Annotated in this window: 23 protein-coding genes and 1 pseudogene; 14 read left to right on the top strand and 10 right to left on the bottom strand. The window is 67.0% G+C overall.

Going from position 1 to position 22,852, the window contains the following annotated elements; all coding sequences use genetic code 11:
- Positions 1 to 194 precede the first annotated feature (194 nt).
- Positions 195 to 287: pseudogene (locus AB0E63_RS03435) on the top strand (ATP-binding cassette domain-containing protein); the annotation flags it as partial.
- 707 nt (positions 288 to 994) lie between these two features.
- Here the strand turns inward: AB0E63_RS03435 and AB0E63_RS03430 are convergent.
- On the bottom strand, positions 995 to 3,130 hold the full coding sequence (locus AB0E63_RS03430) for an MMPL family transporter (RefSeq protein WP_360360649.1): 2,136 nt from the start codon (positions 3,128 to 3,130) through the stop codon (positions 995 to 997).
- A gap of 539 nt (positions 3,131 to 3,669) precedes the next feature.
- On the opposite strand from AB0E63_RS03430, the gene AB0E63_RS03425 reads away from it, so the two are divergent.
- Both AB0E63_RS03425 and AB0E63_RS03420 read left to right on the top strand, forming a co-directional pair.
- Complete coding sequence (locus AB0E63_RS03425; RefSeq protein WP_360360646.1) at positions 3,670 to 4,002, top strand: YnfA family protein; 333 nt, start codon at positions 3,670 to 3,672, stop codon at positions 4,000 to 4,002.
- A 28-nt stretch (positions 4,003 to 4,030) separates the two neighbouring features.
- The gene (locus AB0E63_RS03420; protein ID WP_360360643.1) at positions 4,031 to 4,423 is read left to right on the top strand and encodes an ester cyclase; all 393 of its coding nucleotides are present in this window, start codon (positions 4,031 to 4,033) and stop codon (positions 4,421 to 4,423) included.
- A 17-nt stretch (positions 4,424 to 4,440) separates the two neighbouring features.
- Here the strand turns inward: AB0E63_RS03420 and AB0E63_RS03415 are convergent, their stop codons facing one another.
- Positions 4,441 to 5,262, bottom strand: coding sequence for an ABC transporter permease (locus tag AB0E63_RS03415; RefSeq protein ID WP_360360640.1), 822 nt, complete (start codon positions 5,260 to 5,262; stop codon positions 4,441 to 4,443).
- On the bottom strand, positions 5,259 to 6,236 hold the full coding sequence (locus tag AB0E63_RS03410) for an ATP-binding cassette domain-containing protein (RefSeq protein ID WP_360360637.1): 978 nt from the start codon (positions 6,234 to 6,236) through the stop codon (positions 5,259 to 5,261). Before AB0E63_RS03410 ends, AB0E63_RS03415 begins: the two co-directional genes overlap by 4 nt.
- Positions 6,237 to 6,293: 57 nt before the next feature.
- Here AB0E63_RS03410 and AB0E63_RS03405 point away from each other — a divergent pair, with 57 nt between their 5' ends.
- The 5 genes from AB0E63_RS03405 to AB0E63_RS03385 all read left to right on the top strand — a co-directional run bounded on the left by AB0E63_RS03405 (position 6,294) and on the right by AB0E63_RS03385 (position 9,056).
- Positions 6,294 to 6,725, top strand: a complete 432-nt coding sequence (locus AB0E63_RS03405; RefSeq protein ID WP_360360634.1) for a helix-turn-helix transcriptional regulator — start codon at positions 6,294 to 6,296, stop codon at positions 6,723 to 6,725.
- Positions 6,619 to 7,191, top strand: coding sequence for a permease prefix domain 1-containing protein (locus AB0E63_RS03400; RefSeq protein WP_360360631.1), 573 nt, complete (start codon positions 6,619 to 6,621; stop codon positions 7,189 to 7,191). The genes AB0E63_RS03405 and AB0E63_RS03400 overlap by 107 nt, the downstream gene beginning before the upstream one ends.
- A 123-nt stretch (positions 7,192 to 7,314) precedes the next feature.
- Positions 7,315 to 7,629 carry an MFS transporter gene (locus AB0E63_RS03395; RefSeq protein ID WP_360360628.1) on the top strand — a complete coding sequence of 105 codons (315 nt, stop codon included), beginning with the start codon at positions 7,315 to 7,317 and terminating at the stop codon, positions 7,627 to 7,629.
- Between the two features lie 36 nt (positions 7,630 to 7,665).
- Positions 7,666 to 8,373, top strand: a complete 708-nt coding sequence (locus AB0E63_RS03390; protein WP_360360625.1) for a hypothetical protein — start codon at positions 7,666 to 7,668, stop codon at positions 8,371 to 8,373.
- Between the two features lie 479 nt (positions 8,374 to 8,852).
- On the top strand, positions 8,853 to 9,056 hold the full coding sequence (locus tag AB0E63_RS03385) for a hypothetical protein (protein WP_360360622.1): 204 nt from the start codon (positions 8,853 to 8,855) through the stop codon (positions 9,054 to 9,056).
- A 178-nt stretch (positions 9,057 to 9,234) separates the two neighbouring features.
- Here AB0E63_RS03385 and AB0E63_RS03380 read toward each other — a convergent pair whose 3' ends face one another.
- Positions 9,235 to 9,978 (bottom strand): GAF and ANTAR domain-containing protein, encoded by a 744-nt coding sequence (locus AB0E63_RS03380; RefSeq protein ID WP_360360619.1) that lies wholly within the window; start codon positions 9,976 to 9,978, stop codon positions 9,235 to 9,237.
- 437 nt (positions 9,979 to 10,415) lie between these two features.
- A complete protein-coding gene (locus tag AB0E63_RS03375) occupies positions 10,416 to 10,643 on the bottom strand; it encodes a hypothetical protein (RefSeq protein WP_360360616.1) in 228 nt (75 codons plus the stop codon).
- Positions 10,644 to 11,213: 570 nt separating this feature from the next.
- Between AB0E63_RS03375 and AB0E63_RS03370 the strand changes: the two genes are divergently transcribed.
- From AB0E63_RS03370 to AB0E63_RS03350, 5 genes are read left to right on the top strand one after another with little or no spacing between them, the layout of a single operon-like run.
- On the top strand, positions 11,214 to 12,995 hold the full coding sequence (locus AB0E63_RS03370; protein ID WP_360360613.1) for an ABC transporter substrate-binding protein: 1,782 nt from the start codon (positions 11,214 to 11,216) through the stop codon (positions 12,993 to 12,995).
- Between the two features lie 6 nt (positions 12,996 to 13,001).
- Complete coding sequence (locus tag AB0E63_RS03365; protein WP_360360610.1) at positions 13,002 to 14,021, top strand: ABC transporter ATP-binding protein; 1,020 nt, start codon at positions 13,002 to 13,004, stop codon at positions 14,019 to 14,021.
- Complete coding sequence (locus tag AB0E63_RS03360) at positions 14,018 to 15,103, top strand: dipeptide ABC transporter ATP-binding protein (RefSeq protein ID WP_360360607.1); 1,086 nt, start codon at positions 14,018 to 14,020, stop codon at positions 15,101 to 15,103. The genes AB0E63_RS03365 and AB0E63_RS03360 overlap by 4 nt, the downstream gene beginning before the upstream one ends.
- The gene (locus tag AB0E63_RS03355) at positions 15,100 to 16,059 is read left to right on the top strand and encodes an ABC transporter permease (RefSeq protein WP_360360605.1); all 960 of its coding nucleotides are present in this window, start codon (positions 15,100 to 15,102) and stop codon (positions 16,057 to 16,059) included. The genes AB0E63_RS03360 and AB0E63_RS03355 overlap by 4 nt, the downstream gene beginning before the upstream one ends.
- A 4-nt stretch (positions 16,060 to 16,063) precedes the next feature.
- Positions 16,064 to 17,023, top strand: coding sequence for an ABC transporter permease (locus tag AB0E63_RS03350; protein ID WP_360360602.1), 960 nt, complete (start codon positions 16,064 to 16,066; stop codon positions 17,021 to 17,023).
- Between the two features lie 70 nt (positions 17,024 to 17,093).
- On the opposite strand, the gene AB0E63_RS03345 is transcribed toward AB0E63_RS03350, so the two are convergent.
- Entirely contained in the window at positions 17,094 to 17,510 is a 417-nt protein-coding gene (locus AB0E63_RS03345) for a DoxX family protein (RefSeq protein WP_360360600.1), read from the bottom strand.
- 214 nt (positions 17,511 to 17,724) lie between these two features.
- On the opposite strand from AB0E63_RS03345, the gene AB0E63_RS03340 reads away from it, so the two are divergent.
- Positions 17,725 to 18,576, top strand: a complete 852-nt coding sequence (locus AB0E63_RS03340; protein ID WP_360360597.1) for an alpha/beta hydrolase — start codon at positions 17,725 to 17,727, stop codon at positions 18,574 to 18,576.
- 117 nt (positions 18,577 to 18,693) lie between these two features.
- Here AB0E63_RS03340 and acs read toward each other — a convergent pair whose 3' ends face one another.
- The 4 genes from acs to AB0E63_RS03320 all read right to left on the bottom strand — a co-directional run bounded on the left by acs (position 18,694) and on the right by AB0E63_RS03320 (position 22,845).
- Positions 18,694 to 20,808, bottom strand: coding sequence for an acetate--CoA ligase (acs, locus tag AB0E63_RS03335; protein ID WP_360360594.1), 2,115 nt, complete (start codon positions 20,806 to 20,808; stop codon positions 18,694 to 18,696).
- Between the two features lie 43 nt (positions 20,809 to 20,851).
- Positions 20,852 to 21,139 carry a hypothetical protein gene (locus AB0E63_RS03330; RefSeq protein ID WP_360360591.1) on the bottom strand — a complete coding sequence of 96 codons (288 nt, stop codon included), beginning with the start codon at positions 21,137 to 21,139 and terminating at the stop codon, positions 20,852 to 20,854.
- The gene (locus tag AB0E63_RS03325) at positions 21,136 to 21,567 is read right to left on the bottom strand and encodes a hypothetical protein (RefSeq protein ID WP_360360588.1); all 432 of its coding nucleotides are present in this window, start codon (positions 21,565 to 21,567) and stop codon (positions 21,136 to 21,138) included. The genes AB0E63_RS03330 and AB0E63_RS03325 overlap by 4 nt, the downstream gene beginning before the upstream one ends.
- 120 nt (positions 21,568 to 21,687) lie before the next feature.
- On the bottom strand, positions 21,688 to 22,845 hold the full coding sequence (locus tag AB0E63_RS03320) for an epoxide hydrolase family protein (RefSeq protein ID WP_360360585.1): 1,158 nt from the start codon (positions 22,843 to 22,845) through the stop codon (positions 21,688 to 21,690).
- Positions 22,846 to 22,852: the final 7 nt, after the last annotated feature.

Below are 22,852 nucleotides of genomic sequence, written 5' to 3'. Positions count from 1 at the left end.
CGCTAGCCACCCTCTGCGCCAGACGCATTCTGGAGTAGCAACCATCCGCCGATGCTGCCCTGACGCAGGATCTCCACGGCGTAGCGGCGCGATGGAACACGCCAAGTCGATTGATGGGGCGGGCATAACAAGCTTCAAGTACGCCGAAGAAGATTGTCCGGTTCATACCTTGGCCGCGTGCGGACTGGGGTTGCGGCGAACAGCGCCGACTCCACCTCGCCCGCGCCCTCGCCACGCGACCCGACGTACTGCTCGTCGACGAGCCGAGGACAGGCCTGGATACAGACACCGCCAGACGGGTCCTGTACACCGTACGGCGCCGGCTGCCTCGGACGGTCCTGGTCGTGGCAATGCACGGGCCGCCGGCGGATACGCAACCTTTCGGCCCTCGCTGCACCGCCGTGTCCGTCGGATGAGCCGAGGGGAGGTCACATATCCGACCTCTGGCCGCGGTTGGACAATCGCCCAGTCCGCTCTGATCGCCGACCTCGGGTGGCTGTGGGCACGAACCAGGTTCTTGTCAGCGTCCCGTGGCTGTCAGTTGACCGTCGGCGAGACCTTCAGACGTGTCGACGCTAGGAGCAGGATGTAGCCAAGAGGCCTCTCGCGATGGTCAGCTTGGCTAGCTACACCACGCTTTACATCACCGCTGTCCGCACGCTGGGTGCGGACAGGTTGGAGAGCATCATCGCGGTCCGGTTCGACGGGGGGATACACCGGTGCTGAGGAGTCCTCGGTCGCTGACCTTGTTCGCCGGCTTGGCCGCAGCGATGTCCGAGCCTATATATTCGGCGACCCGATGGTGGCCGTGGACCCGAGGTCTTGGTAGACCATCACGAAGGCCGGCCCTATCTCCGGAGCCGTGTTGACGACAACCAGGAGCGGGACTGCCGCTTGACGCTGCCGCGCTGGGAGTCCGGCAAAGGTCCCAGGCCCGCACACCGACGCCGCGTGGCCCGGTGGTAGTCAGCTGCCCAGAGCGATCCCGGTCGAATCAGCTCTCCAGGACGCGCGCCTCGGCCGGCTCCTCGACTGTGTCGGCGGCCCGGTCCCCGTGGCCGGGCCACCACGCGGCGTGCCCGATGAGCGCGGTTAGCGCCGGGGTCATGAAGAGCGCCATCACGAACGCGGCCATGGCGATGCCGACGGAGAACGAGAAGCCCAAAGACTTGAAGAACGTGCCCTCGGCGAGCATCAGCGAGGCGAAGGTGCCGGCGAGGATCAGGCCGGCGGCCGCGACCGTCGGACCGGCATGCTCGATCGCCTTCGCCGCTGCGGGCCGTGGCTCGAGCCCTCCCCGTGCCTCTTCTCTCAGGCGCGCCACCATCAAGATGTTGTAGTCGGTGCCCAAGGCCACCACGAAGAGGTAGATGTAGATCGGCAGGATGAAGATCAGCCCCTGCTGTCCCAGCAGGTGTTGGAAGACCAGCACGGTCGCGCCCAGGCTGGCGGTGAAGCCGAGGCCCACCGAGAGGATGAGGTAGAACGGCGCGACGAGGCTGCGCAGCAGCAACGCCAAGATGATCATGATCAGCACTGCCGCGACCGGGAACACGACCGAGTAGTCGCGCGCCATCGCGTCGTCGAGGTCGACGAAGATCGACGTGGTGCCGCCGACGAAAGCCTCGGTCCCGTCCGGTGCGGCCGAGTGCGCGGTGTCGCGTACGGGACCCTCGACGTTGGCCATCGCCGCGTCGGAGGTGGGGTCGTCGGAGAGGACGACGGTGAACACCGCGACGTCATTGGTGCGGGCGGTCAGCGCCGCCGACGCGACGCCCTCTGCGGTGCCTAGCTTGGCGGCGTACGCGTTGAGCTCGGCGTCGTCGAGCGGTTGGCCGTTTGTCGAGCGCAACAGCACCGTCGTGGGGTCGGCGGCACCACTGGGCTGGCCCTTCTGGAAGGTGATCAGCGCCTGGCCCGACTCCGTCTGCTCGGTGCTGCTGTCGGAGAAGTTGAAGGTCGGGTTGAACCCCAGGGCGAACAATGACAGGACGGCGAGCGACCCCGCCGAGACGCCGGCGTAGCGGACCGGGTGCGCGGCGACCGACCGCCCGATGGCGCGGAACCGGGTGGCCTCGGGCTCGACCATCCACTTCTTCGACGGCCAGGAAATGACTCTTGGCCCCAGGACTGCGACGACCGCGGGGACCAGCGTCAACGCCGCGAGCACGGCCAGCGCGACCGCGATCGCCAGCGCGGGCCCGATCGAGCGGAAAATGCTCAGGGACGACAGCACCATCGCCATGAAGGCGATGATGACCGCCCCGCCGGCCGAGGCGATCGCCTCACCGGCCCGCTCGACCGCGTGGGACACTGCGCCTCGACCGTCGAAGCCCAGCCGCAGGGCTTCCCGGTAGCGGAACAGGAAGAACAGGATGTAGTCGGTCCCGATGCCGAACAGCACGATGAACAAGATCACCGAAATGGAACTGTCGGCCTTGAGGTCGAACGCCTCGTTCGCCACCGCGATGAGCCCGGCGGCGGTCGTCCCGACCAGGGCGACGGTCACGATTGGCAGGGCGCACGCGATGACGCTGCGGAAGATCAGCGCGAGCAGGACCACGATGAGCAACAGGGTCACGATGCTGACCACGACGAGCGCCTGCTCGGAGGACTCCTGGGAGTCCAGCGACTGGGCCGCCGGGCCTGTCACGCCGGAGCGGAGGTCGGTCCCCTCAACCAGTGGCTCGAGGTCGGCGCGCAGGCTCCGGGCGTCCTCGATAGCCGCCGGGTCGAAGGCGTTCTTGCCTGGCTTGACCTGCACGAAGATCGCCTGCACCAACCCGTTGTCCGGAGGTGGCGCGGCGGCCGCAGTGCCCAGGTTGTCGTAGCCTTTGGTGTTGAGCTGCGCGGCGATGGAGGACACCTTGGCCTGGTCGTCCTTGGTCAGCTCGCTGCCATCCTCCCGGTCGAAGACCACGATCGCGCCGATCTCACCGCGCTCGGGAAAGGCTTCCTGCTGGATGGTGAGCGCCTTGACGGACTCGTAGTGCCCGGGCAGGAACTCCGACTGGTCCTGCGTGGACTGCAGGGCGGGAGCTGTCATCGCGATGACCACGGCCGCCACGATCCAGGCGGCGATGACCCACCAGCGGGCGCGGACCACGAACCTTCCCAGAGCAGCGACCATGGTCCGGACGCTACTCGCCTGATCGGCTCGCGGACCGGACGGACACCGTGCGTGCTCGCGAACGAGCGTTCCGGTTGCTTCGCTGGGCGCGGGCCGCGCCAGAACCGGCGGAGTCGGTGAGCATGGTCCCGACTCAGGTGAGGACTCCGAGGCCTCGTTCTAGAGCCTCGACGGCCGGGTAGGAAGGTCGGCCGTCCTGCCGCTGGTCACTGTAGTCTTCGCGCTGCGCTGTGATCGCTGAGAAGGAATCAGAAAGCGTGCAGCTGCTCTCGAGGAACAGCGCCTGAAGCCGGCCGGTCAGTTTGCAGCGGCGACGCAGCATGCGAACTCACCCTGGCTCAAACTGGAGGTAGAACACTGCAGCGGAGGGCCGGCCCGGTCCGCAGAATCCGATGGCGGCGGTGCCGACAAACACGCCGACCGGGCCTCTGCGCCGACAGCCAGCGCGAGGCGGTGCCCCGGGTGCGGGGAGCGTCTTCGGACGCGGTCGCTGCAGAGCCGGTGCTGTCCTGCTCGCTGTGCTCACTACGGTTGGTGTCATGACCGTCGCGAAATCCATTGCCCTGTTCGTGCTGGCCGCCCTTACCGAGATCGGTGGCGCCTGGCTGATCTGGCAGGGCTGGCGCGAACACCGCGGGCTGTGGTGGATCGCCGGCGGGATCCTTGCCCTCGGCGCGTACGGTTTCGTTGCAACGTTCCAGCCCGACCCGAACTTCGGCCGGATCCTGGCCGCCTACGGCGGCATCTTCGTCGCCGGATCGCTCGCGTGGGGTGTGCTTCTCGACGGGTTCCGTCCTGACCGTTACGACGTTGGCGGCGCGGTGGTCTGCCTGGCCGGCGTCGCCATCATCATGTACGTCCCCCGGGGCTGAACACTCGCGTCAGCCGAAAGGGCCTGCGATGTCCGAGCACACCATCCGCAACAAGGCGATCGTCGAGCGCCTCGTCGATGAAGTCCTGAACGGCGGCAACCTGGACCTGATCGACCAGCTCTACACGCCCGAACTCTCCCCCGGTGCACGTGCCTGGATCGCGCCGTTCCGCGCCTCGTTCCCCGACGTCCAGATGGAAATCGTCGAACTGATTGCCGAAGGCAACACCGTCGTCGGCCGCTTCACCTGCACCGCCACGCACACCGGCACCTGGCATGGACACCCACCCACCGGGCACCGATTCAACAAGATCGACGAGGTCAACCTCTACCGGTTCCACAACGGCTTGATCAACGAAACCTGGACCCTCGAAGACAACCTCGAACGGCTGACCCAGCTCGGCCTCCTGCCAACGGACTGACTCCGATCGCCTCGGCCTCAATCAGCCGTGGTGCGTCGGTAGCGGTGCACCGCTACCGGAACGGTCACCAGGAGGAGACCGGTGATCCAGGCCAGTGCTTGCCATACCGGCTTGGCGGTTGGTCCGCCGAGGACGAGTGCGCGGAGAGCGTCGACGGTGATCGTGATCGGGTTGACCTTTGCGAATGCCTCCAGCCAACCTGGCATGGTCGCCACTGGGACGAAGGTCGAGCTGGTGAATACGAGCGCTATGACCGGCATCAACCCGGCCAGCCCGGCCGACTCGGGGTCGTGTACGAGCAACCCGATGAGGGCGTTGATCCACGAGAAGAGAACACCGACTAGTACCGCGAGCCCGATCGCGGCAGCGGCGTTCGCCGCACCGGCGTGGAATCGGAAGCCGATCGCGTACCCGACGCCGGTCATCAGCAACAGGACGAAGACGTTGCGGACGGCATCGGCCAGCGTCCGTCCGGCCAGCACCGCCGACCGGGTCATCGGCAGCGCGCGGAAGCGATCGATCATGCCGGTGGCCAGGTCGTCGGCGATCGCCACGCCGGTCTGCGAGGCTCCGAAGGCGATCGCCAAGACGAAGATCCCGGGCAGTAGGTAGTCGACATACTGGTCCACACCGGGTGGGTGAATCGCGCCTCCGAAGACGTAGGTGAACAGCAGTACGAACATCACCGGCTGCACCGTCGCGAACGCGATCAAGGTCGGCACCCGCACCAGCCGGCGCAGATTTCGCCCGGTCACCACAGCCACATCGCCCAGCAACCACCTGAGCCCGCTGATGTCGCGGACCGACGCGACCTGCATCTCGGAGATCGCGATCGTCACCGCCGGCTCCCGGACTGTGCCGTGGCTGACGCACTTGCGGGTTCTCCGGTGAGGGCGAGAAACACATCGTCAAGAGATGGGCGGCGCAGCGCGAGGTCGGTGATCTGTACGTCGGCAGCCGTCAAGCGGGACATGACTTCGCCGAGCAGATCACGCCAGTTCGCTACCGGCAGGACGACTCGTCCGTCGATCTTGTCGACGATCGGCGAACCCGATCCGAGGTCGCCAAGTGCTGCCGCCAGGAGTTGCGGATCGATGCCTGGCGCCGGTCGCAGCTCGAGCCGGTCACCACCCACCTGAGCCTTGAGCTCGTCGGCTGTTCCAGCGGCGATCACGCGGCCGGCGTCGATGACCACGATGCTGTCCGCGAGTTGGTCGGCCTCTTCCAAGTACTGCGTGGTGAGCAGGACGGTGGTTCCCTCGGCAGTCAATGCCCGGATCGTTGCCCACAGCCCGATCCGGCCGCGAGGGTCCAATCCGGTGGTCGGCTCGTCGAGGAACAGTACTGAAGGCTTTGCCACCAAGCTCGCTGCCACGTCGAGCCTGCGGCGCATCCCGCCGGAGTAGCCGCGAACGACTCGGTCGGCCGCGGACATGAGATCGCACGCATCCAGCAGTTCGATCGCCCTGCGAGCGGCGTCGATGCGGCCCAGACCGGACAGTCGGCCGATCATCTGCAGGTTCTCCCGACCCGTCAGGTAGGCGTCGACCGCGGCGTACTGACCGGACAGGCCGATCAATCGGCGGACCGCCTTGGGTTGCCTGACGACGTCCATACCTGCCACACGGACAGAGCCTGCGTCAGGCCGGAGCAGCGTCGCCAGGATTCGCACCATCGTGGTCTTTCCGGCACCGTTCGGGCCGAGCAGTCCGAGTACTGCGCCGGCCGGAGCGCGCAGGTCGACCCCAGACAGTGCGTCAACCGCGCCGAATCGCTTCACCACCCCGTCGGCCGCGATCGCGAGCTCGCTCATCACGCACCACCTATAGCTAGCATTACTACCTATCCGATTGGTGTAGCATAGCTACCTATGAGGGTGGACGCGCAAGTGCTGAAGGGTCATCTCGACGTACTTCTGCTCGCCACCTTGGGTGATGGGCCGCGACACGGCTATGCGATCAAGGAAGCGCTACGGGACGGCAGCGATGGCCGCTTCGACCTGCCCACCGGCACCGTCTATCCCGCGCTGCACCGCCTCGAACGAGCAGGACTGATCAGCGGATCATGGTCGGTGGTGGACGGCCGGCGGCGCCGCAGCTACCAACTCACGGCAGACGGCCGGCGCAAGCTCGCGGGGGAACGGGCCATTGGCGCGAGTTCGCACAGACTGTCACCAGGCTGCTGGAGCCGGAGCCATGGCCGACCGCGACCTGATCGACGGCTACCTGGCCGAGCTCGCTCGGCGTCTGCCACCCGACGCGGTCGAGGAGTTGGCGGACGGCCTGGAGGAGACAGTCGATGACTACCTTCGGCGGGGCCTCGCGCCCGCGGCGGCCGTCGCCGCCGCGATCGAGGAGTTCGGTCGGCCGGCTGAGGTCACTTCGGCCTTTGCCCGCCAGTCCGCTGGGCGACGTACCGCATTCGCGCTACTGGCAACGAGCCCCGCGTTCGCCGTCCTGTGGGGATTTACCCTGATCAGCACCAAGGCCTGGACATGGCACATCCCGCTCGCCGCCGCCGTCTCCTTCGGAGCCGTCCTTGTCGCCGTTGTGGCGACCCTCGTAACAGTTGTCAGAAGCAACAATCCTTCGACAACGCGCCGCGCCGCACCCGCCGGCCTCGGGCTGATCCTGCTCGACCTGAGCATGCTCATCGCGCTCGTCGCCGCCGCGCCCTCGCCAACCTGGACGATGGCATGCGCAATTCCAGCCAGCCTCACACGCGTCGCTCTCACAGCACGCAACCTCCCACGACTCTTCGCGCCATAGCCGGGAGTGTGTGGCAGTCTGCGAGGACTTCGCCGAGCGTGTCTTCCGCGCCCTGCATGGGACAGCGGGCGGCCAAGGATGACCAGCCCGACGCCTTCCACAACTGCAGCGCCGGGAAGCCGGATGTGGCCGCTGTATGCGGCCGCGTTCACCACGGCATTCGGTGCGCATGCGGTCGCAGCGAACCTCGGTGGGTTCTCCGAGGATGCGGTCACATCTCTGCTGACGCTGGGAGCGCTGCTGGCCCTGTATGACGGTGTCGAGGTGCTGCTGAAGCCGGTGTTCGGCACCATCGCCGACCGGATCGGCGCGCGTCCGGTGCTGCTGGCCGGGCTCGTCGGCTTCGCGCTGGCGTCTGCGCTGTACGTGATCGCCGACAGTCCCGGCCCGGCTGTGGGCGCCCGCCTTGGCCAGGGTGCCGCGGCGTCGGCCCGGTGACTGGCGCGGCGGCGGGTCTGGGGCGGGTCGCGACCGGTGAACGAATGGATTGCGGAACTGTTCAGTCCCGAAAATCTTGATCGGACTGTTGCACTTCTGGCGGGTGCGCAGAGCGAGGAGGATCCTGCGGATGCGGCGGAGCGAAGGTTCCGGCAGAGGATCGCGATCGCGGATGCGACGATGGTGCGGCTTCAACGTGCTCTGGAGGCTGGTTGGGATCCCGAGGCATTGACGAGTCAGTACAACGCTGCAACGGCAGAGAAGAAGGCTGGCCTGGCGGGACTGGAGGCGTTGGAGCCGGCCGAGCGGCTGAGTGCGGCGGACATCCGTGCGATGGTGCAGGAGCTGGGCGCTGTGAAGGCGGTGCTGGACCAGGCGGATCGAGGGGATCTGGCTGACCTGTACGGCGCCTTGAAGCTGGAAGTCTCCTACAACTACAAAACGCGGGTGGCTGATGTTTCCATCAGGCCTGCCCCGCGTGTGGTTAGTGTGTGTCCGAGGAGGAACACGCACCTTAACCACACGCCTCGAGCTCGACGCTACGACGGTAGGTCGCACCCCGTAACCGCTGATCTGGGGGCAAGGCTGATCGGATGGTTGCCAGGGGCTCGCGGTGTTACCGCGGACCTGTGCCTTCTCGAAGTTTCGCCGCGCAGTGCGCGCGCAGCTCTGCTCCGGCTTCCGCTCTCGATGGTCGAGGCGTCGGACTGGAATGCGATGACCTCGGTCATGACCTCGACGTAGTCCCTGGACGGCTGATGGGGTTGTCACCGGGCGCGGTGTTGTCTATCGTGGCGCCTGGTTGGGACAACAGCCAGGCGGCCAAGTATGCCGCCGGTGTCGACGGAGATCGAGAGTCCCACCACCTCCAGGTCATCTGCCGTACTGCGCTGTGCCCGCGCTCGGCCTGATCATTCGTGGTCCGGATTCGCCATCGCCACACCGGTGCATATCCCGCCGCCGAGCCAGCACACGAACGCTCAGGGGTGAGAACAGTGGCGTGGATTCATTTGCTGCGGTGATCGGCGCAGAGGCAACAACGAGCTGATCAGCGGGGTGGGCTGACGGGCACAGCGGTGATGGCGCCGCGAACGAGATTCACGTACGTCGACAGGCAGGGGCGCCCGATCAACCGCAGTACTTGGCTGGCCTTGTCTGCCAGGCGTGAGTACGCGGTGATCGAGTGCGACTGCGTGGGCGGGAGTGGTCACCACGTTCAGATCATGACGATCTGGTTGGGGTTGTGGCTGCCTACGCCGATGCCACCGATCTTCGAGACCGTGGTCCAATGCGCAGGGAGCAGCCGGCCGCGTCGATGGAAATGGGTGAGCCTGGTGGAGGCACAAGCCGGCCATGAGCAGATCGTCGGCGAGCTGACCCCTCGCCGTGGCGTGTTCGCCGAGGAGGAAGCAGCTCGGAACCTGTAACCGGGGGAGGGGCAATTGTCACAGATGCACCGTCTGTGTGCGGCCAGGACGGCAGGCTGGGTCACAGCGAGCGTTTCCCCTCTGCGCGGTACACACAGGCGCCAGGACGTGTGCGGCCAGAGGCGCGGGCCGGGTCACGTCCTGGCGTTGCTCCCGGAGCGAGCCATCCACAGGCGAGTCAGCCGCTCACTGAGCCGTTGGAGTCATCGGCCGGATCAAATGTGCGACTATCGACCGGCGGTTGTCCGGTGAGTCTGGTGATGATGTCGGCGGCGACGTCGCGCAGTTTGCGGTTGGTGTTCTGCGAATGGCGGCGCAGCAGTTCGAAGGCCGTCCTGGAATCGCATTTCTGCTGTCCCATCAGCAGGCCGAGTGCCTGGTCGATCACCGATCGCGAGAGCAATGCCCGCTCCAGTTGCTCGCTCAGCTGTGACTGCTGCACCGCTCGTGCCGCGAACGCCAACGTGGTGGCAGCCTGGTCGGCGACGGCCGCGGCCCGCTCCCGGTCCGCTTCGCTGAACGAGTTCGTCTGGTCGTATCCGTAGAGATTCAAGACGCCGATGATCTGGTCGTCGACGATCAGCGGGAAGCTGAGGGACGCGGTCACCCCGAGCTCGAGCGCAGAATCACGGTAGCGGCTCCACCGGTACTCGCTCGCCTGGTCCGTGACGTCGACCACCTCGCCGTTCTCCAAGACGTCCAGGCAAGGCCCTTCCCCGAGTTCGTACTGTTGCTCGTCGATCAACGCGGCCCGTGGATCACTGGCCACGATCGTGTGAGGCTGCCCGTCGTACCGAGTCGTCATGCCGCACGAGGCCGGCGGGCCCACCACCTTGGCCGCCATGCCCGCCAGCTTGACGAGCAAGTCCTCCAGCCCGGGGCCACTCAGCAGCAACGAATGCACCGAGCCCAGCACATCCATCAGAGGCTCGTCACTTCGCCCATCTGTTGCCACGGTGCCACCCGTTCTGACCGGCCTGTTCCCGGCTACCGATCGGGCCCACGGGCGGAGGGTGGACTGCAACTGATGAACAGAGACGGCAGTTCAAACGCTACGCCGTATTCCGGCGATGGTCGCGGGGTGCGGTCTGTGGGATCGGCCGGCCGACGGCCAGGAGTTCAGCACGCGCAAGAACGCTGTGCGCAGGGTGATGGCGAGACAGCAAGGACCTGCGAGACGTCCAGGGGCGGAGGAGTCCACCGGATGAGCACGCCGGTGCCGTTCAGGGCGGGGTCGGTCGACTCGTGCCGCAGGTCGTCGTACGCCCGCGCGTATCCGTCGTACGACGGATCGCCGTAGCCGGACCCGGTGTTCCGGGTTGTGGCTTGGTGGTTCTCGGATTGCCGTCGGAGTCAGGATCAATCGGCGTGGTTGGTCGGTTTCTGGTCGTACTCCTGTGGTGGTTTGGTGGAGACGTGTTGATGGTCCGTGGGGTCGTAATGCGCCGCGGTCTCACCCGAGCCGTGGCGTCGCGTCGACTTGGCGGCGGTCACCGCTTCAAGACCGACGAGGTACAGAGTCCATAGCAGGTAGCCGACCGCTGCCATGACGATGATGATGAGCGGAATCGCGATCGCCGCACCCATGAGGAGCCTCCAGTCCAGGGGAACACTTCCGGGTACCCGGTACCCGGTGACCAGCGCCCGCATGCGGTTGCTCGATCAACTCTGGTTCCAGTCAGAGCGGCGCGGGTCAGAGGTCGTTGGGCCGTCAGCGCCTCCTGCAGCCCCGCTCTGCCACCGCCGCACTGAGCTGGTGGCCATCCGCTCAGCCTGCGCCCGGCCAACCAGGCACGCCCAGCGTGCGCGGTCTCCGGTCGGGCCGGATCAATCGGTCACGGTGTGCCCGCCGAGCAGGTCGCCGCCGCCCACCACAAGCACCCGTCCGCCACTGGTCACCCTGGACGCCTCCTCGGGCACCACAACCCCACCATTACTCCCGACCTCCGGGTCCGGGCAGGCTCGCGTGGAACGGCGTCCGGTCACCGACTCGCTACGGTCCGCGTCGGGCTGGTCACGTGCGCGTGGCGAGGGGATAACAGTTGGGCCGCTCTCATTGCCGTGGTGAGGCGTTCTGCGTACGAAGCAGGTATAAGGCGATCCACGAGCCCGCCCTCCTTACCGCCGACGCGCCCTGCTTCGCCAGAAGGAGGAGAAATGTCTCGGCAGAAGTTGTCCATCGTTGCGATTTGCGCGTTCACTCTGGCGGCGGCCGCCTGCGGTGGCGGTACGACGACCCAGTCCGGTACCGGAGGCGAGGCCGTCACTGGCGGCACGCTCAACATGCTCGGCGCGGGCGACATCGACTACATGGACCCGAACATCAGCTACTACTCGATCGGCTACCTGGGTCTGCGGATGTGGAGCAGGCAGCTGTTCACCTACCCGGCGGAGAACGGCAAGACGACGGCCCCGGTTGCGGACCTGGCCACCGAGGTCCCGAGTACGTCGAACGGCGGAGTCAGCGCCGATGGGAAGACGTACACGATCAAGATCAGGTCGGGCGCGCAGTGGAACACCAGTCCGGCTCGCCAGGTCACCGCGGCCGATGTGGTCCGGGGCGTGAAGCGGACATGCAACCCGGTCCAGCCGTTCGGTGGCATCCCCGACTTCGCGTCCCTGCTAGAGGGGTACCAGGCGTTCTGCGATGGCTTCGCCAACGTCGGCAAAACGGCCGCGGCGATCGGCGCGTACGTCGAGAGCACGGACCTGCCCGCCGTGAAGGCGCAGGACGACACGACCGTGGTGTTCACGCTGACCCAGCCGGCGACGTACTTCGTCGACATGCTCACGATGCCCGCGTTCTCGCCGGCGCCGAAGGAGTTCAACTCCTACCTGCCGGCCAGTGCCGAGCTCGCCCAGCACACCGTGTCTGACGGGCCGTACCAGATCGAGTCCTATACGCCGACGAAGTCGATCGTGTTCACCCGCAACCCGGCCTGGCAGGCGTCGAGCGACCCGGTGCGCAAGGCGTACGTCGACAAGATCGCGATCAACCAGACGGTCAGCCAGGACTCCACCCAGCAGCAGTTGCAGACCGGCACACCGACGGCCGACATGGAGTTCGACAACTTCCCGCCTCCGTCGCAGCTGCCGAAGCTGATCAGCACCAAGGACCCCAACCTCAACCTCGGTGAGACCTCGTCGACCAACCCGTACGTCGTCTTCAACACCGTCTCACCGAACAACAACAAGGCGATGGCCAATCCGCAGCTGCGGCAGGCGCTGATGTACGGCATCAACCGCGCGAACATCATCCAGGTGCTCGGCGGGCCGAACGTCAACAAGGCGCTGACCCACGTGCTGCCGCAGGGCATCGTCGGATACAAGGAGATCGACCTCTATCCGTACGACGCCGGCAAGGCGAAGGAGCTGCTCACCGCCGCCGGGTTCCCGAACGGGCTGACGCTGAAGTTCCTGTACCGCAACGCGTCGGAGGGCAGCAGCAAGACGTTCCAGACGGTCCAGCAGGACCTGTCGAAGATCGGCATCAAGGTGGTCGGCGTACCGTCACCGAACGCGGACTTCTACACGAAGTACCTGCAGGTCCCGAGTGTCGCCCGGCGTGGGGTCTGGGACCTGTCGCTGGCCGGCTGGGGTTCCGACTGGTACGGCAACGCGGCGCTGTCGTTCTTTGCTCCGCTGTTCGCCGGGTCCAGGGCGTTCCCGCCGATCGGCAGCAACTTCGGCCTGTACGAGAGCCCGGCGACGAACGCGCTGATCCTGCAGGCGGCGACGGCGAAGACCACGGACGAGGCCACGGCGCTGTGGGGCCAGGCCGACGAGCAGGTGATGAAGGACGCGCCGTTCTTCCCGATCACCAATCCGATCCAGGCGAACTACCGCGCCTCCCAGGTGCACAACGCGATCTACATCCCCGCGATCCAGAACTTCGACCCGACGAACGTCTGGCTGAGCAAGGACAAGCAAGGCGGCTGACCGGCGATGCCGCTCCTGCTGAGCGTCCGGGATCTGCACGTCTCCTTCGACACCTCGGACGGCGTGGTGCAAGCCGTCCGGGGGCTGTCGTTCGACGTACGCCGCGGTGAGACCCTCGCCATCGTGGGTGAGTCCGGGTCGGGCAAGAGTGTGGCCACCCAGACCATCACCGGACTCACTCGCGGCGCCCGGATCTCCGGCGAGGCGATCTTCGACGGCACCGACCTACTCGCCGCCGACCCGGCGACGCTGCGCCGGATCCGCGGCGCCCGGATCGGGATGATCTTCCAGGACCCGCTGTCCAGCCTGCACCCGTACTACCGGGTGGGCTGGCAGATCGTCGAGATGATCCAGGCGCACGACCGGGATATCTCGAAGCGGGACGCACGCGCGCGGGCCGCGGAACTGCTGTCACTGGTCGGGATCCCGCAGGCGGGCAAGCGGATCGACGACTACCCGCACCAGTTCTCCGGGGGCATGCGGCAGCGGGTGATGATCGCGATGGCGATGGCCCTCGATCCCGAACTGCTGATCGCCGACGAGCCGACCACGGCTCTCGACGTGACCGTGCAGGCCCAGGTTCTGCAGGTGATGCGGAGCCTGCAGCTCCGCTTCGGTACGGCGATCATTCTGATCACGCACGACCTCGGCGTGGTCGCCCAGACGGCCGACCACGTGGTGGTGATGTACGCCGGCGCGGCGATGGAGCGGGCACGCCGCCGTGAGCTCTTCTACCGGCACCACAATCCCTATACTGAAGGGCTGTTGACGTCGCTGCCGGTACTGGAATCGGCGGGCGAACGGCTCACCCCGATCAAAGGAACCCCACCGAGCCTGATCGACCTCCCACCCGGCTGCCCGTTCGCGCCGCGGTGCCCGTACGTCTTCAACCGTTGCCGCGTGGAGATACCGCCGCTGGACGACGTCTTCCGCGACCCCTTTCACCAATCCGCCTGCTGGCTGAGCTCCGACGAGACGACACGCAGACAGCAACGCGAGGCGCTGCAGGCAGCCGGGGCATCATGAGTAGCCGCGACGATGCCCTGCTGCGGCTGGAAAGTCTCCACAAGCACTTCCCGGTCCAGGTCGGCGCGCTGCTCAACCGGGGACACGAGTTGGTGTACGCCGTCGACGGAGTGGACCTGCAGGTACGACGCGGCGAGACGCTCGGCCTGGTCGGCGAGACCGGCTGCGGCAAGTCGACCCTGGCTCGCTGCATCGCCCGCCTGTACGACGTGACGTCCGGCTCCGTGTGGTTCGACGGGAAGGACATCACCCGGGTCTCCCGGCGGGCGATGCGGCCGCTGCGCCGGGAGATCCAGGTGATCTTCCAGGACCCCTACGGCTCGCTGAACCCGCGCCGCCGCGTCGGCTCGATCATCGGCGACCCGTTCGCCATCCATGGCGTCGCGTCGGGCGTACAGCGGAAGCAGAGAGTCCAGGAGCTGATGGAGCTGGTCGGGCTGAATCCCGAGCACTACAACAGATTTCCGGCGGAGTTCTCCGGTGGCCAGCGGCAACGGATCGGGGTGGCGAGGGCACTGGCGCTGCGACCGAAGCTGGTGATCTGCGACGAGCCGGTGTCCGCACTGGACGTGTCGATCCAGGCGCAGATCATCAACCTGCTGGCGGATCTGCAGGACGAGTTCGACCTGACCTACGTGTTCATCTCACACGACCTGTCCGTCGTACGGCATGTGAGCGACCGGATCGCGGTGATGTATCTCGGCAAGGTCGTCGAGACCGCGCCGACCCCCGAGCTCTTCCGGACACCGCGGCATCCTTACACGCGGGCATTGCTGTCCGCGCTGCCCGTCCCTGACCCTGATCTGTCGGACAGCCGGCAGCGAGTCATCCTGGCCGGCGACATGCCGTCGCCCGTCGCGCCGCCTTCGGGTTGCCGGTTCCACACCCGGTGTCCGAAGGCTCGCACCGATTGCGTACGACGTGAGCCGCCGCTGGTCGCCGTACTGGGCGATGCCGCCAACCACGCGACTGCGTGCATATACCCGCTCGAGATGGGCGAGAACCTGATGCTCGCCATGCCCCAGATCGAGGACACCGTGATCGACGTCGGCGTCGCCGGGGAGATCGGAGGCGTGGCATGACCTTACCGTCCGAGACCGAGATCCCCACCGGTACGCCGGCGGATGTGAGTGCGCTGCCCCGCCGGATGATCGAGGGCCGCAGCCCCTGGGCGCTCGCGTGGATGCGGCTGCGCCGCGACCGGGTGGCGATGGTCTCTCTCGGGGTCATCGCGATCATCGTGCTGGTCGCGGTGTTCGCACCGGTGTTCGCAGCGGTCACCGGGCACCCGCCGAACGAGCAGTACCGCGAGACCGGCCTGACCCCCGACGGGCTGCCGAAAGGTCCCACCGGCGAGTTCCTCCTCGGCACCGACGACCTCGGCCGCGACATCCTGGTCCGGATCGCGTACGGCGCCCGGATCTCGCTGCTCGTCGGCGTCGCCTCGACTGCGCTGACGGTAGTGATCGGCGTCGTCGTCGGACTCGCCGCCGGATTCCTCGGCGGGATCGTCGACACTGTGCTGGCCCGGCTGATCGACGTCGTACTGTCGGTGCCGTTCCTGCTGGTCGCGATCGCACTGGTCTCGGTCACGGGTCCGAGCCTGACCATCACGGTGCTGGTGATCGGCTTCTTCAGTTGGGCCTCGGTGGCCCGGATCGTCCGCGGCCAGGTCCTGTCGTTGCGCGAACGCGAGTTCGTCGAGGCGGCTCGGTCGCTGGGCGCGAGCGACCGCAGGATCATGTTCGTCGACATTCTGCCGAACGTGCTCGCACCCGTGATCGTCTACACCACGCTGCTGATCCCGGTCGTGATCGTTGTCCAGGCGACGCTGTCCTTCCTCGGCCTCGGATTGGCGCCTCCGACCCCGGACTGGGGCGGCATGATCAGCGAGGCGCAGGCCTACTACACGACGGCCTGGTGGTTCATCGCCTTTCCCGGCGCGGCGCTGCTGATCACCACGCTCGCCTTCAATCTGTTCGGCGACGGCGTCCGGGACGCGTTCGACCCGCGCACCGAGCGGCTGCTGGAGAAGTGACGAGATGACCCGCTTCCTGATCCGCCGGACCGCTCTCGGAGTCTTCGTGCTCTGGCTCATCACGATCTCCGTGTTCGGACTGTTCTTCGTTGCTCCCAACAACGTCGGCCGCACCCTCGCCGGACGGCAGGCCACCCCGGAGACCATCGCTTTGATCGAAGAGCGGCTCGGACTCGACCAGCCGTTGTGGAAGCAGTACACGCATTTCCTCGGCAACGCGGTCCAGGGTGACCTTGGCTACGACTACTACCATCAGGTGGCCGTCACCCACATCATCGGGCAGGCCCTCCCGATCACGGTCTCGCTCGCGCTCGGCGCCGCCGTGCTGTGGCTCGCGCTCGGTGTCTTCAACGGCATCGTGTCGGCCACTCACCCCCGCTCGCTCGCCGACCGTGGGCTCACCTTCTTCGCCCTGTTCTTCTACTCGATGCCCTCGTTCCTGCTCGGCCTGCTGTTGCTGTACTTCCTGTATTTCAAACTCACGCTGGCCGGGTTCCGCTGGTTCCCGGCGGGCGGCTACTCGCCGCTGACGGACGGCGCCGGGCTGTGGGCCCAGCACCTGGTGCTGCCCTGGCTGGCCCTAGCTCTGTTGCTCGCGGCAACTTACACTCGGCTGACTCGCGGCTCGATGCTCGACGTACTCGGTGAGGACTACATCCGGACCGCCCGATCCAAGGGCATCCCCGAACGCCGCGTGATCATCCGGCATGGTCTGCGCAGCGCGCTCACTCCGGTCGTCACCCAGTTCGGCATCGACCTCGGCCAGCTCATCGGCGGGGTTGTCGTGACCGAGACCGTGTTCAGCCTGCCCGGACTCGGCAAAACCGCCATCGACGCGATCAACCAGCAGGACCTGCCGGTCATCATCGGTATCGTCCTGTTCGCTTCCGCAGCGGTCGTCGTCGCCAACATCCTGGTCGACGTCGCCTACGCCCTCCTCGACCCCCGCGTCCGCCTGCATTGATGCATCGGCGTACTCGATCGCCGAGGGCGACCGTCTGTCCGGTGGTGGTGCCGTTGGAGGCACACCATTCCTAGAAATCGAAGAGTGGTCTGATGATCACGAGGCCGAGGTCGTCGCCGAGGTGGGCGAACAACGCGAACAGCATGAGCGAGGCGCCGGCCAGCGCGGTGTCCTTGAAGAACTGGACCTGCTCGGTCTGCTTGGCCTGGGCATCCGACTCTTGCCAAAAGCCGTGCATCAGTAGGGCGGTCGGGACCAGGAACACGACCAGCAAGAGCGCGCCGAGATCCGGCCAGATCCCGAGCAAGACCGAGACCGTGCCCAGAACAAGGAGGACACCGCCCAGCAGTACGGCGAGTCGCGCGGCCGGCACGCCTTTACTTTTCGCGTAGCCGGTCATCGCGTCTGTTTGACCGAAGTGCGCCAGCGCCGACACTGCGAAGAGCGCTGAAAAGAGGATCCGGCCGATGAGTACGACGACATCCATGACAACCTCCTGCGGGAGACTGGCATCCGCGCCGGCGCCGTTCGCGCCCGGTCGCGAGGTGTCACCTTCCATCATCGCCGCTTGAGTGCGCTTTCAACCACAGACGTCAGTACCTGTTTCCCAGCGGTTTCGCCGCTCGGCGAGGTCGGCGGATCCTGCTCGCGAACAAGGATGGGTAGCTCTACCGATGCAGGCCGGGCGCCGCCGGGGGAGCGTGGCAGTACTGGACGAAGGAGTGGTTGCCATGACACGCACGGAGGAACCCACCATCACGCGGGTGGTGTCGCGCGACAGCACCGAGCTGGCCTACTGGACGAGCGGCGACGGGCCGCCGCTCGTGCTGGTGCACGGCACGACGGCCGACCACACTCGCTGGGCGCCCGTGTTGAAGTACCTGGAGCCGCACGTCACGGTGCACACCATGGACCGCCGCGGCCGAGGTGGCAGTGGCGACGCGGCCTACTACGACGGGGTGCGCGAGTTCGAGGACGTCGCCGCCGTGGTGGATGCCGTGGCCGCGACCTCCGGTGCGGCGGTCGACCTGCTCGGCCACTCGTTCGGCGGGTTCTGCGCGTTCGGCGCGGCGACGCTGACCTCGAACATCCGCAAGCTGGTGCTGTACGAGGGCTGGCCCGCGCCGAACCCGGAGGCGCTGGCCATCCCACCGGCGCTTCAGGTGCGGATGGACGCGTTGCTGGCCGAGGGCGAGCGCGACCGCGCGCTGGAGACGTTCTTCCGCGAGATCGTGCGCATGCCTGACCACGAGTTCGAGCGGTATCGCGCCCTGCCCGCCTGGCAGGCGCGCATCGCCGCGGCGCATACGATCACCCGTGAGGACCGGGGGCATACCGAGCGAACCTTCGATCCCCAGGAGGCGAAGAAGATCACGGTGCCGGTGCTGCTCATGGTCGGCGGCGACAGCCCGCCCGCGATGCAGGCCGACTACGAGACCGTCGCCGCCGCCCTTCCGGATGCGCGGGTCACCGTCATGGACGGCCAGCAGCACATCGCGATCGACCTGATCCCGGAGGAGTTCGCGCGACGCGTGCTCACGTTCCTGCGCTGAGACACCGCGCAATCCCATCACGAGTAGGGACGAGGCTGACAGTCGATCCGGCCACCAGCAGCGCGGCGTCTCAGCCGGTCTGCATCGGCCTCGACCCGCGTGTCCGTCTCCACCAGCTCATTCGGTCCGGCCGAACGACTTGACCTCCTCGGCTTCCTGGGGGGTCAGCTCGCGGGGCACCTCGCCGTGGGCGAGCTTCTCGGCCTGGATCCGGTGCCGGATGTCGTCGACGATCTCGGGATTGGCCAGCGTCGAGACGTCGCCGACGTCTGTGAAGTTGGAGATGCCGGCGATCACCCGCCGCATGATCTTGCCCGAGCGTGTCTTGGGCATGTCGGCGACGATCCACACATGCTTGGGCCGGGCGATCTTGCCGATCTCGCGGACGATCGCCTCGGCCACCTTGCCCTCGATGTCCTTGCTCGGGGCAACACCCGGCCTGAGTGCGACGTACATCTCGACGGCCCTGCCGCGCATCTCGTCCATCACCGGGACCGCTGCGGCCTCGGCGACCACGTCGACGGTCAGGCAGGCCGATTCGAGTTCCTTGGTCCCGAGCGGGTGGCCGGCGACGTTGATCACGTCGTCGACCCGGCCGAGGATCCGGAAGTATCCGTCGGCTGCCTGCATGGCGCCGTCGCCGGCGAAGTACGGCCAGTCGCCCCAGTCCTGGCTGCCGGTATTCCGGCAGTACTTCTGGTAGTAGATCTGGACGAATCGGTCGGGCTGTCCCCAGATCGTCTGGAAGATTCCCGACCACGGATTGCGAATGCAGATGTTGCCGGCCCGCTCGCTGCCCGCTTCGATCTCGTTGCCGTCCTCGTCGTAGATCACCGGGTAGATGCCGAGCATCCCGGGTCCGCAGCTGCCTGGCTTCATCGGCTGCAGTGCGGGCAGGGTGCTGCCCAGGAAGCCGCCGGTCTCGGTCTGCCACCACGTGTCGACGACGACCGCCTCGCCCTTGCCGGCCACGTCGTGGTACCAGCGCCACACCTCGGGCTCGATCGGTTCGCCCACTGTGTTCATGTGCTTGAAGCGATAGCGGTACTTGTTCGGCTCGTCCGGGCCCAGCTTGCGCAGCATCCGGATCGTCGTCGGTGCGGTGTGGAAGATGTTCACCCCGAGTCGTTCAGCGATCCGCCAGACCCGGCCGGCATCCGGGTACGTCGGAACGCCCTCGTACATCACGCTCGTCGTACCAAGCGCGAGGGGTCCGTAGACGATGTAGGAGTGCCCGGTGATCCACCCGATGTCCGCGGCGCACCAGTATGTGTCCCCGGGATGGATGTCCTGGTAGTACTTCGAGGTGCCGGCGACGTACGCCAGGTATCCGCCGGTGGAGTGCTGGCATCCCTTGGGGCGTCCCGTCGTACCGCTGGTGTACATCAGGAACAGCGGCGCCTCGGCGGGCATCGACACCGGCTCGACCACCGTGCCGCCGTAGTCGGGCAGCAGCTCGTCCACGAAGACATCGCGACCCTCGACCATCGGGCTCTGTGAGGCGTAGCTGCCGGGGTGCCGCCGCCAGACCAGGACTTTCTCCACCTCGTGCCCGAGCTCGCGGGCAGTCTCGACGGCCTCGTCGGCCTTCACCTTGTGATCGACCAGCTCGCCGTTGCGGTAGTAGCCATCCATCGTCACCAGCACGTGGCTCTGGGAGTCGGCGACCCGGCCACCGCACGCCGCGCCGCTGAACCCGCCGAAGACTTCGGAGTGGATGACGCCCAACCGCGCACACGCGAGCATGGACACGGGAAGTTCCGGAACCATCGGAAGGTGGAACGTCACTCGGTCGCCGGTCTTGACCCCGCAGAAGTTCCGCAGCAACGCCGCGAACTCGTTCACCTGCCGGTACAACTCTTGGTAGGTGATCGCCTTCGTCTCCTCGGATTCCCGCTCCGGAACCCAGATGAGGGCCGCCTTGTTACGGCTGGTCCGCAGGTGCCGGTCGACGCAGTTGTAGCAGGCGTTCAGGCGACCACCGACGAACCACTTCCAGAACGGCGGCCGGCTGGTGTCCAGCGTGGTGTGCCAGTAGGAGTCCCACGTGAGCAGGTCCGCGTACTCCTTGAAGCACTCGGGGAACCGCTGCTCGCCGAATCGCTCGAGGATGTCCGGGTCGGCCGCGTTCGCCTGGGCGATGAATTTCGGCGGCGGCGGGTAGTACTCCTCTTCTCGCCAGTGAACGGCGATCTGCGCCTCCGATAGCTGATCTTCCTGTCCTGTGGCCATGGCTCGACCTCTCGCTCGACGATGGTGACCGGTTCCGTTGGTGTCAGACCTCCTCCAGCAGATGGGCGCACACACCGAACTCATGGATCGCGGCGGCGGCCGCGGCCTGGCGGCTGAAAGCCGCGGTGTCGCCGCGGGCCACGGAGCCCCAGCACATCCCATCGGCACGCGCGATCGCGCGAACTGTCACCGAAGCCAGGGTGTTCAGCGGCATCGACTCTGCCTCCCGGCGCAAGCGATCCAGGTCGCGGGCCGAGGCTTCGTCGGTGGCCACCGCTCGGAGCTGCGCCAGGAGCAATGAGAGCTCGCCGGCCAAGTATTGCTGCGTCACACCGCACCACGACCAACCTTCTGCCTCCTCAGCGTATCCCCAACCAGCCGCTCGGGAGGCGGTCTCCGGTACCACGTTCGGCCTTGGATAGTTTGCTCGTGCTGTGATGCACGGTCCCGGCGTGCGCCAACCAGACGGTCCCCGGAGCGGATGAATCGGTCGATCGCGTCACGCGCCAACTGGACTGTGGTCGCGTCGGCACCGATCGAGTGTGCCGCCGCGGTCCCGTGCAGCCGGCGTTCACGGTCAGAGGCCTCTGCGATCGCCTGATCGAGCTCGGTGCGGGCGCGTCCCTCGACCGTGCGGAGAGCCTGCAGGGTTGCCCTCGTGCCTGCCAGCTTTCCCAGCGCACCGACGATCGCGCCGGTGGCGGGCAGATCGCGCTCGGCCGCCGCAACGCCGTCCAGCAGCGCGGTCGTCGTGCTCAAGCTGTTGACCGGTCCCCTGAAACGCGGCCGGCTCGGCACAACCACAGTGGGCGAACTACTCAGAGGTTGTGCCGTCCCAGCGCCGGTAGCCATGACGGCGGCCCGCCTCGGCGACACGGGCTACGTCAGCGAGCGGATGAAGGCGCGGAGGTCGGCGAGGAGCAAGTCGGGGGCCTCCATGGCGGCGAAGTGACCGCCGCGGTCGAACTCGGTCCAGCGCACGATGGTGTCCGTCTTCTCGGCGAAGCGCCGGATCGCCACATCGGTGGTGAAGACCGCGACGGCCGTCGGTACCGTCGAGCGCTCCTTCGGGGCCCAGGCGGCGGCGTCGTGGAACCGTTCGTAGTAGGAGTTGGCCGAGGAGAGCGCCGTACCGGTGAACCAGTAGATGCTGATGTTGGTCAGCAGCCGGTTGCGATCGACCGCGTCGTCGGGGAGTTCGGCCGCGGGGTCGGTCCAATCCTTGAACTTCTCGGTGATCCAGGCCAGTTGGGCGATCGGGGAGTCCGTCAACCCGTACGACACCGTGAGCGGCCGGGTGCCCTGGACCTGCATGTAGCCGGACTTGTCGTCCTGAAAGTCCTTGAACACGGCGAGCCGTACGCGCTCGGCCTCGGTGAGCGCGGCCATGTCTGCGGGATCGCCGGTGGGGAACGTGACATGGGCGTTGAGGTGGATGCCGATCATCTTGTCGGGGGCGAGTCGACCGAGGGCGGGGAGGATGAAGGCGCCGACGTCGCCACCCTGGGCGGCGTACCGGTCGTAGCCCAGGCGCTCCATCAGTACGGCGAAGGCGGCGGCGGTGCGTGCGTCGGTCCAGCCGGTGTGGGAGATCGGTCCGGAGAAGCCGTGGCCGGGGTGCGAGGGGATGACCAGGTGGAAGGCGTCGGCCTCGTCGCCGCCGTGTGCGACCGGGTCGGTCAGCGGGCCGATCAGGTCGAGGAACTCGACGACCGAGCCCGGCCAGCCATGGACGAGTAGCAGGGGAGTCGCGTTCTCGACGCGTGAGCGGACGTGGAGGAAGTGGATGTCTTCGCCGTCGATGGTGGTGACGAACTGCGGATGGCTGTTGAGTTCGGTTTCGTGCTTGCGCCAGTCGTACGACGTCGCCCAGTAGTCCGCGAGTTGCTTTAGGTACGACGCCGGCACGCCGCGCTCCCAGCCGGCGCCGGGCAGGTCGTCGGCCCAGCGGGCTCGGGTGAGCCGGGCGTGAAGGTCGTCGATGTCGGCCTGCGGGATGTCGATGCGGAAGGGGCGGATGTCCGTGGTGATGTCCATGTCTCGA

Source organism: Kribbella sp. NPDC026596 (genome assembly GCF_040638415.1).
Lineage (GTDB): Bacteria > Actinomycetota > Actinomycetes > Propionibacteriales > Kribbellaceae > Kribbella.
The sequence above is the reverse complement of the archived record's forward strand: the minus strand, read 5'-3'. Positions and strand labels throughout refer to the sequence as shown.

What these genes read in the sequence shown, in the direction of transcription:
- acs (WP_360360594.1), bottom strand. Translation starts at nt 20,808, where the DNA reads ATGGCCACAGGACAGGAAGATCAGCTATCGGAGGCGCAGATCGCCGTT.
- AB0E63_RS03400 (WP_360360631.1), top strand. Translation starts at nt 6,619, where the DNA reads ATGGCCGACCGCGACCTGATCGACGGCTACCTGGCCGAGCTCGCTCGG.
- AB0E63_RS03425 (WP_360360646.1), top strand. Translation starts at nt 3,670, where the DNA reads ATGACCGTCGCGAAATCCATTGCCCTGTTCGTGCTGGCCGCCCTTACC.
- AB0E63_RS03345 (WP_360360600.1), bottom strand. Translation starts at nt 17,510, where the DNA reads ATGGATGTCGTCGTACTCATCGGCCGGATCCTCTTTTCAGCGCTCTTC.
- AB0E63_RS03395 (WP_360360628.1), top strand. Translation starts at nt 7,315, where the DNA reads ATGTGGCCGCTGTATGCGGCCGCGTTCACCACGGCATTCGGTGCGCAT.
- AB0E63_RS03320 (WP_360360585.1), bottom strand. Translation starts at nt 22,845, where the DNA reads ATGGACATCACCACGGACATCCGCCCCTTCCGCATCGACATCCCGCAG.
- AB0E63_RS03380 (WP_360360619.1), bottom strand. Translation starts at nt 9,978, where the DNA reads ATGGATGTGCTGGGCTCGGTGCATTCGTTGCTGCTGAGTGGCCCCGGG.
- AB0E63_RS03385 (WP_360360622.1), top strand. Translation starts at nt 8,853, where the DNA reads ATGACGATCTGGTTGGGGTTGTGGCTGCCTACGCCGATGCCACCGATC.
- AB0E63_RS03410 (WP_360360637.1), bottom strand. Translation starts at nt 6,236, where the DNA reads ATGAGCGAGCTCGCGATCGCGGCCGACGGGGTGGTGAAGCGATTCGGC.
- AB0E63_RS03370 (WP_360360613.1), top strand. Translation starts at nt 11,214, where the DNA reads ATGTCTCGGCAGAAGTTGTCCATCGTTGCGATTTGCGCGTTCACTCTG.
- AB0E63_RS03430 (WP_360360649.1), bottom strand. Translation starts at nt 3,130, where the DNA reads ATGGTCGCTGCTCTGGGAAGGTTCGTGGTCCGCGCCCGCTGGTGGGTC.
- AB0E63_RS03365 (WP_360360610.1), top strand. Translation starts at nt 13,002, where the DNA reads ATGCCGCTCCTGCTGAGCGTCCGGGATCTGCACGTCTCCTTCGACACC.
- AB0E63_RS03405 (WP_360360634.1), top strand. Translation starts at nt 6,294, where the DNA reads ATGAGGGTGGACGCGCAAGTGCTGAAGGGTCATCTCGACGTACTTCTG.
- AB0E63_RS03360 (WP_360360607.1), top strand. Translation starts at nt 14,018, where the DNA reads ATGAGTAGCCGCGACGATGCCCTGCTGCGGCTGGAAAGTCTCCACAAG.
- AB0E63_RS03355 (WP_360360605.1), top strand. Translation starts at nt 15,100, where the DNA reads ATGACCTTACCGTCCGAGACCGAGATCCCCACCGGTACGCCGGCGGAT.
- AB0E63_RS03375 (WP_360360616.1), bottom strand. Translation starts at nt 10,643, where the DNA reads ATGGGTGCGGCGATCGCGATTCCGCTCATCATCATCGTCATGGCAGCG.
- AB0E63_RS03420 (WP_360360643.1), top strand. Translation starts at nt 4,031, where the DNA reads ATGTCCGAGCACACCATCCGCAACAAGGCGATCGTCGAGCGCCTCGTC.
- AB0E63_RS03350 (WP_360360602.1), top strand. Translation starts at nt 16,064, where the DNA reads ATGACCCGCTTCCTGATCCGCCGGACCGCTCTCGGAGTCTTCGTGCTC.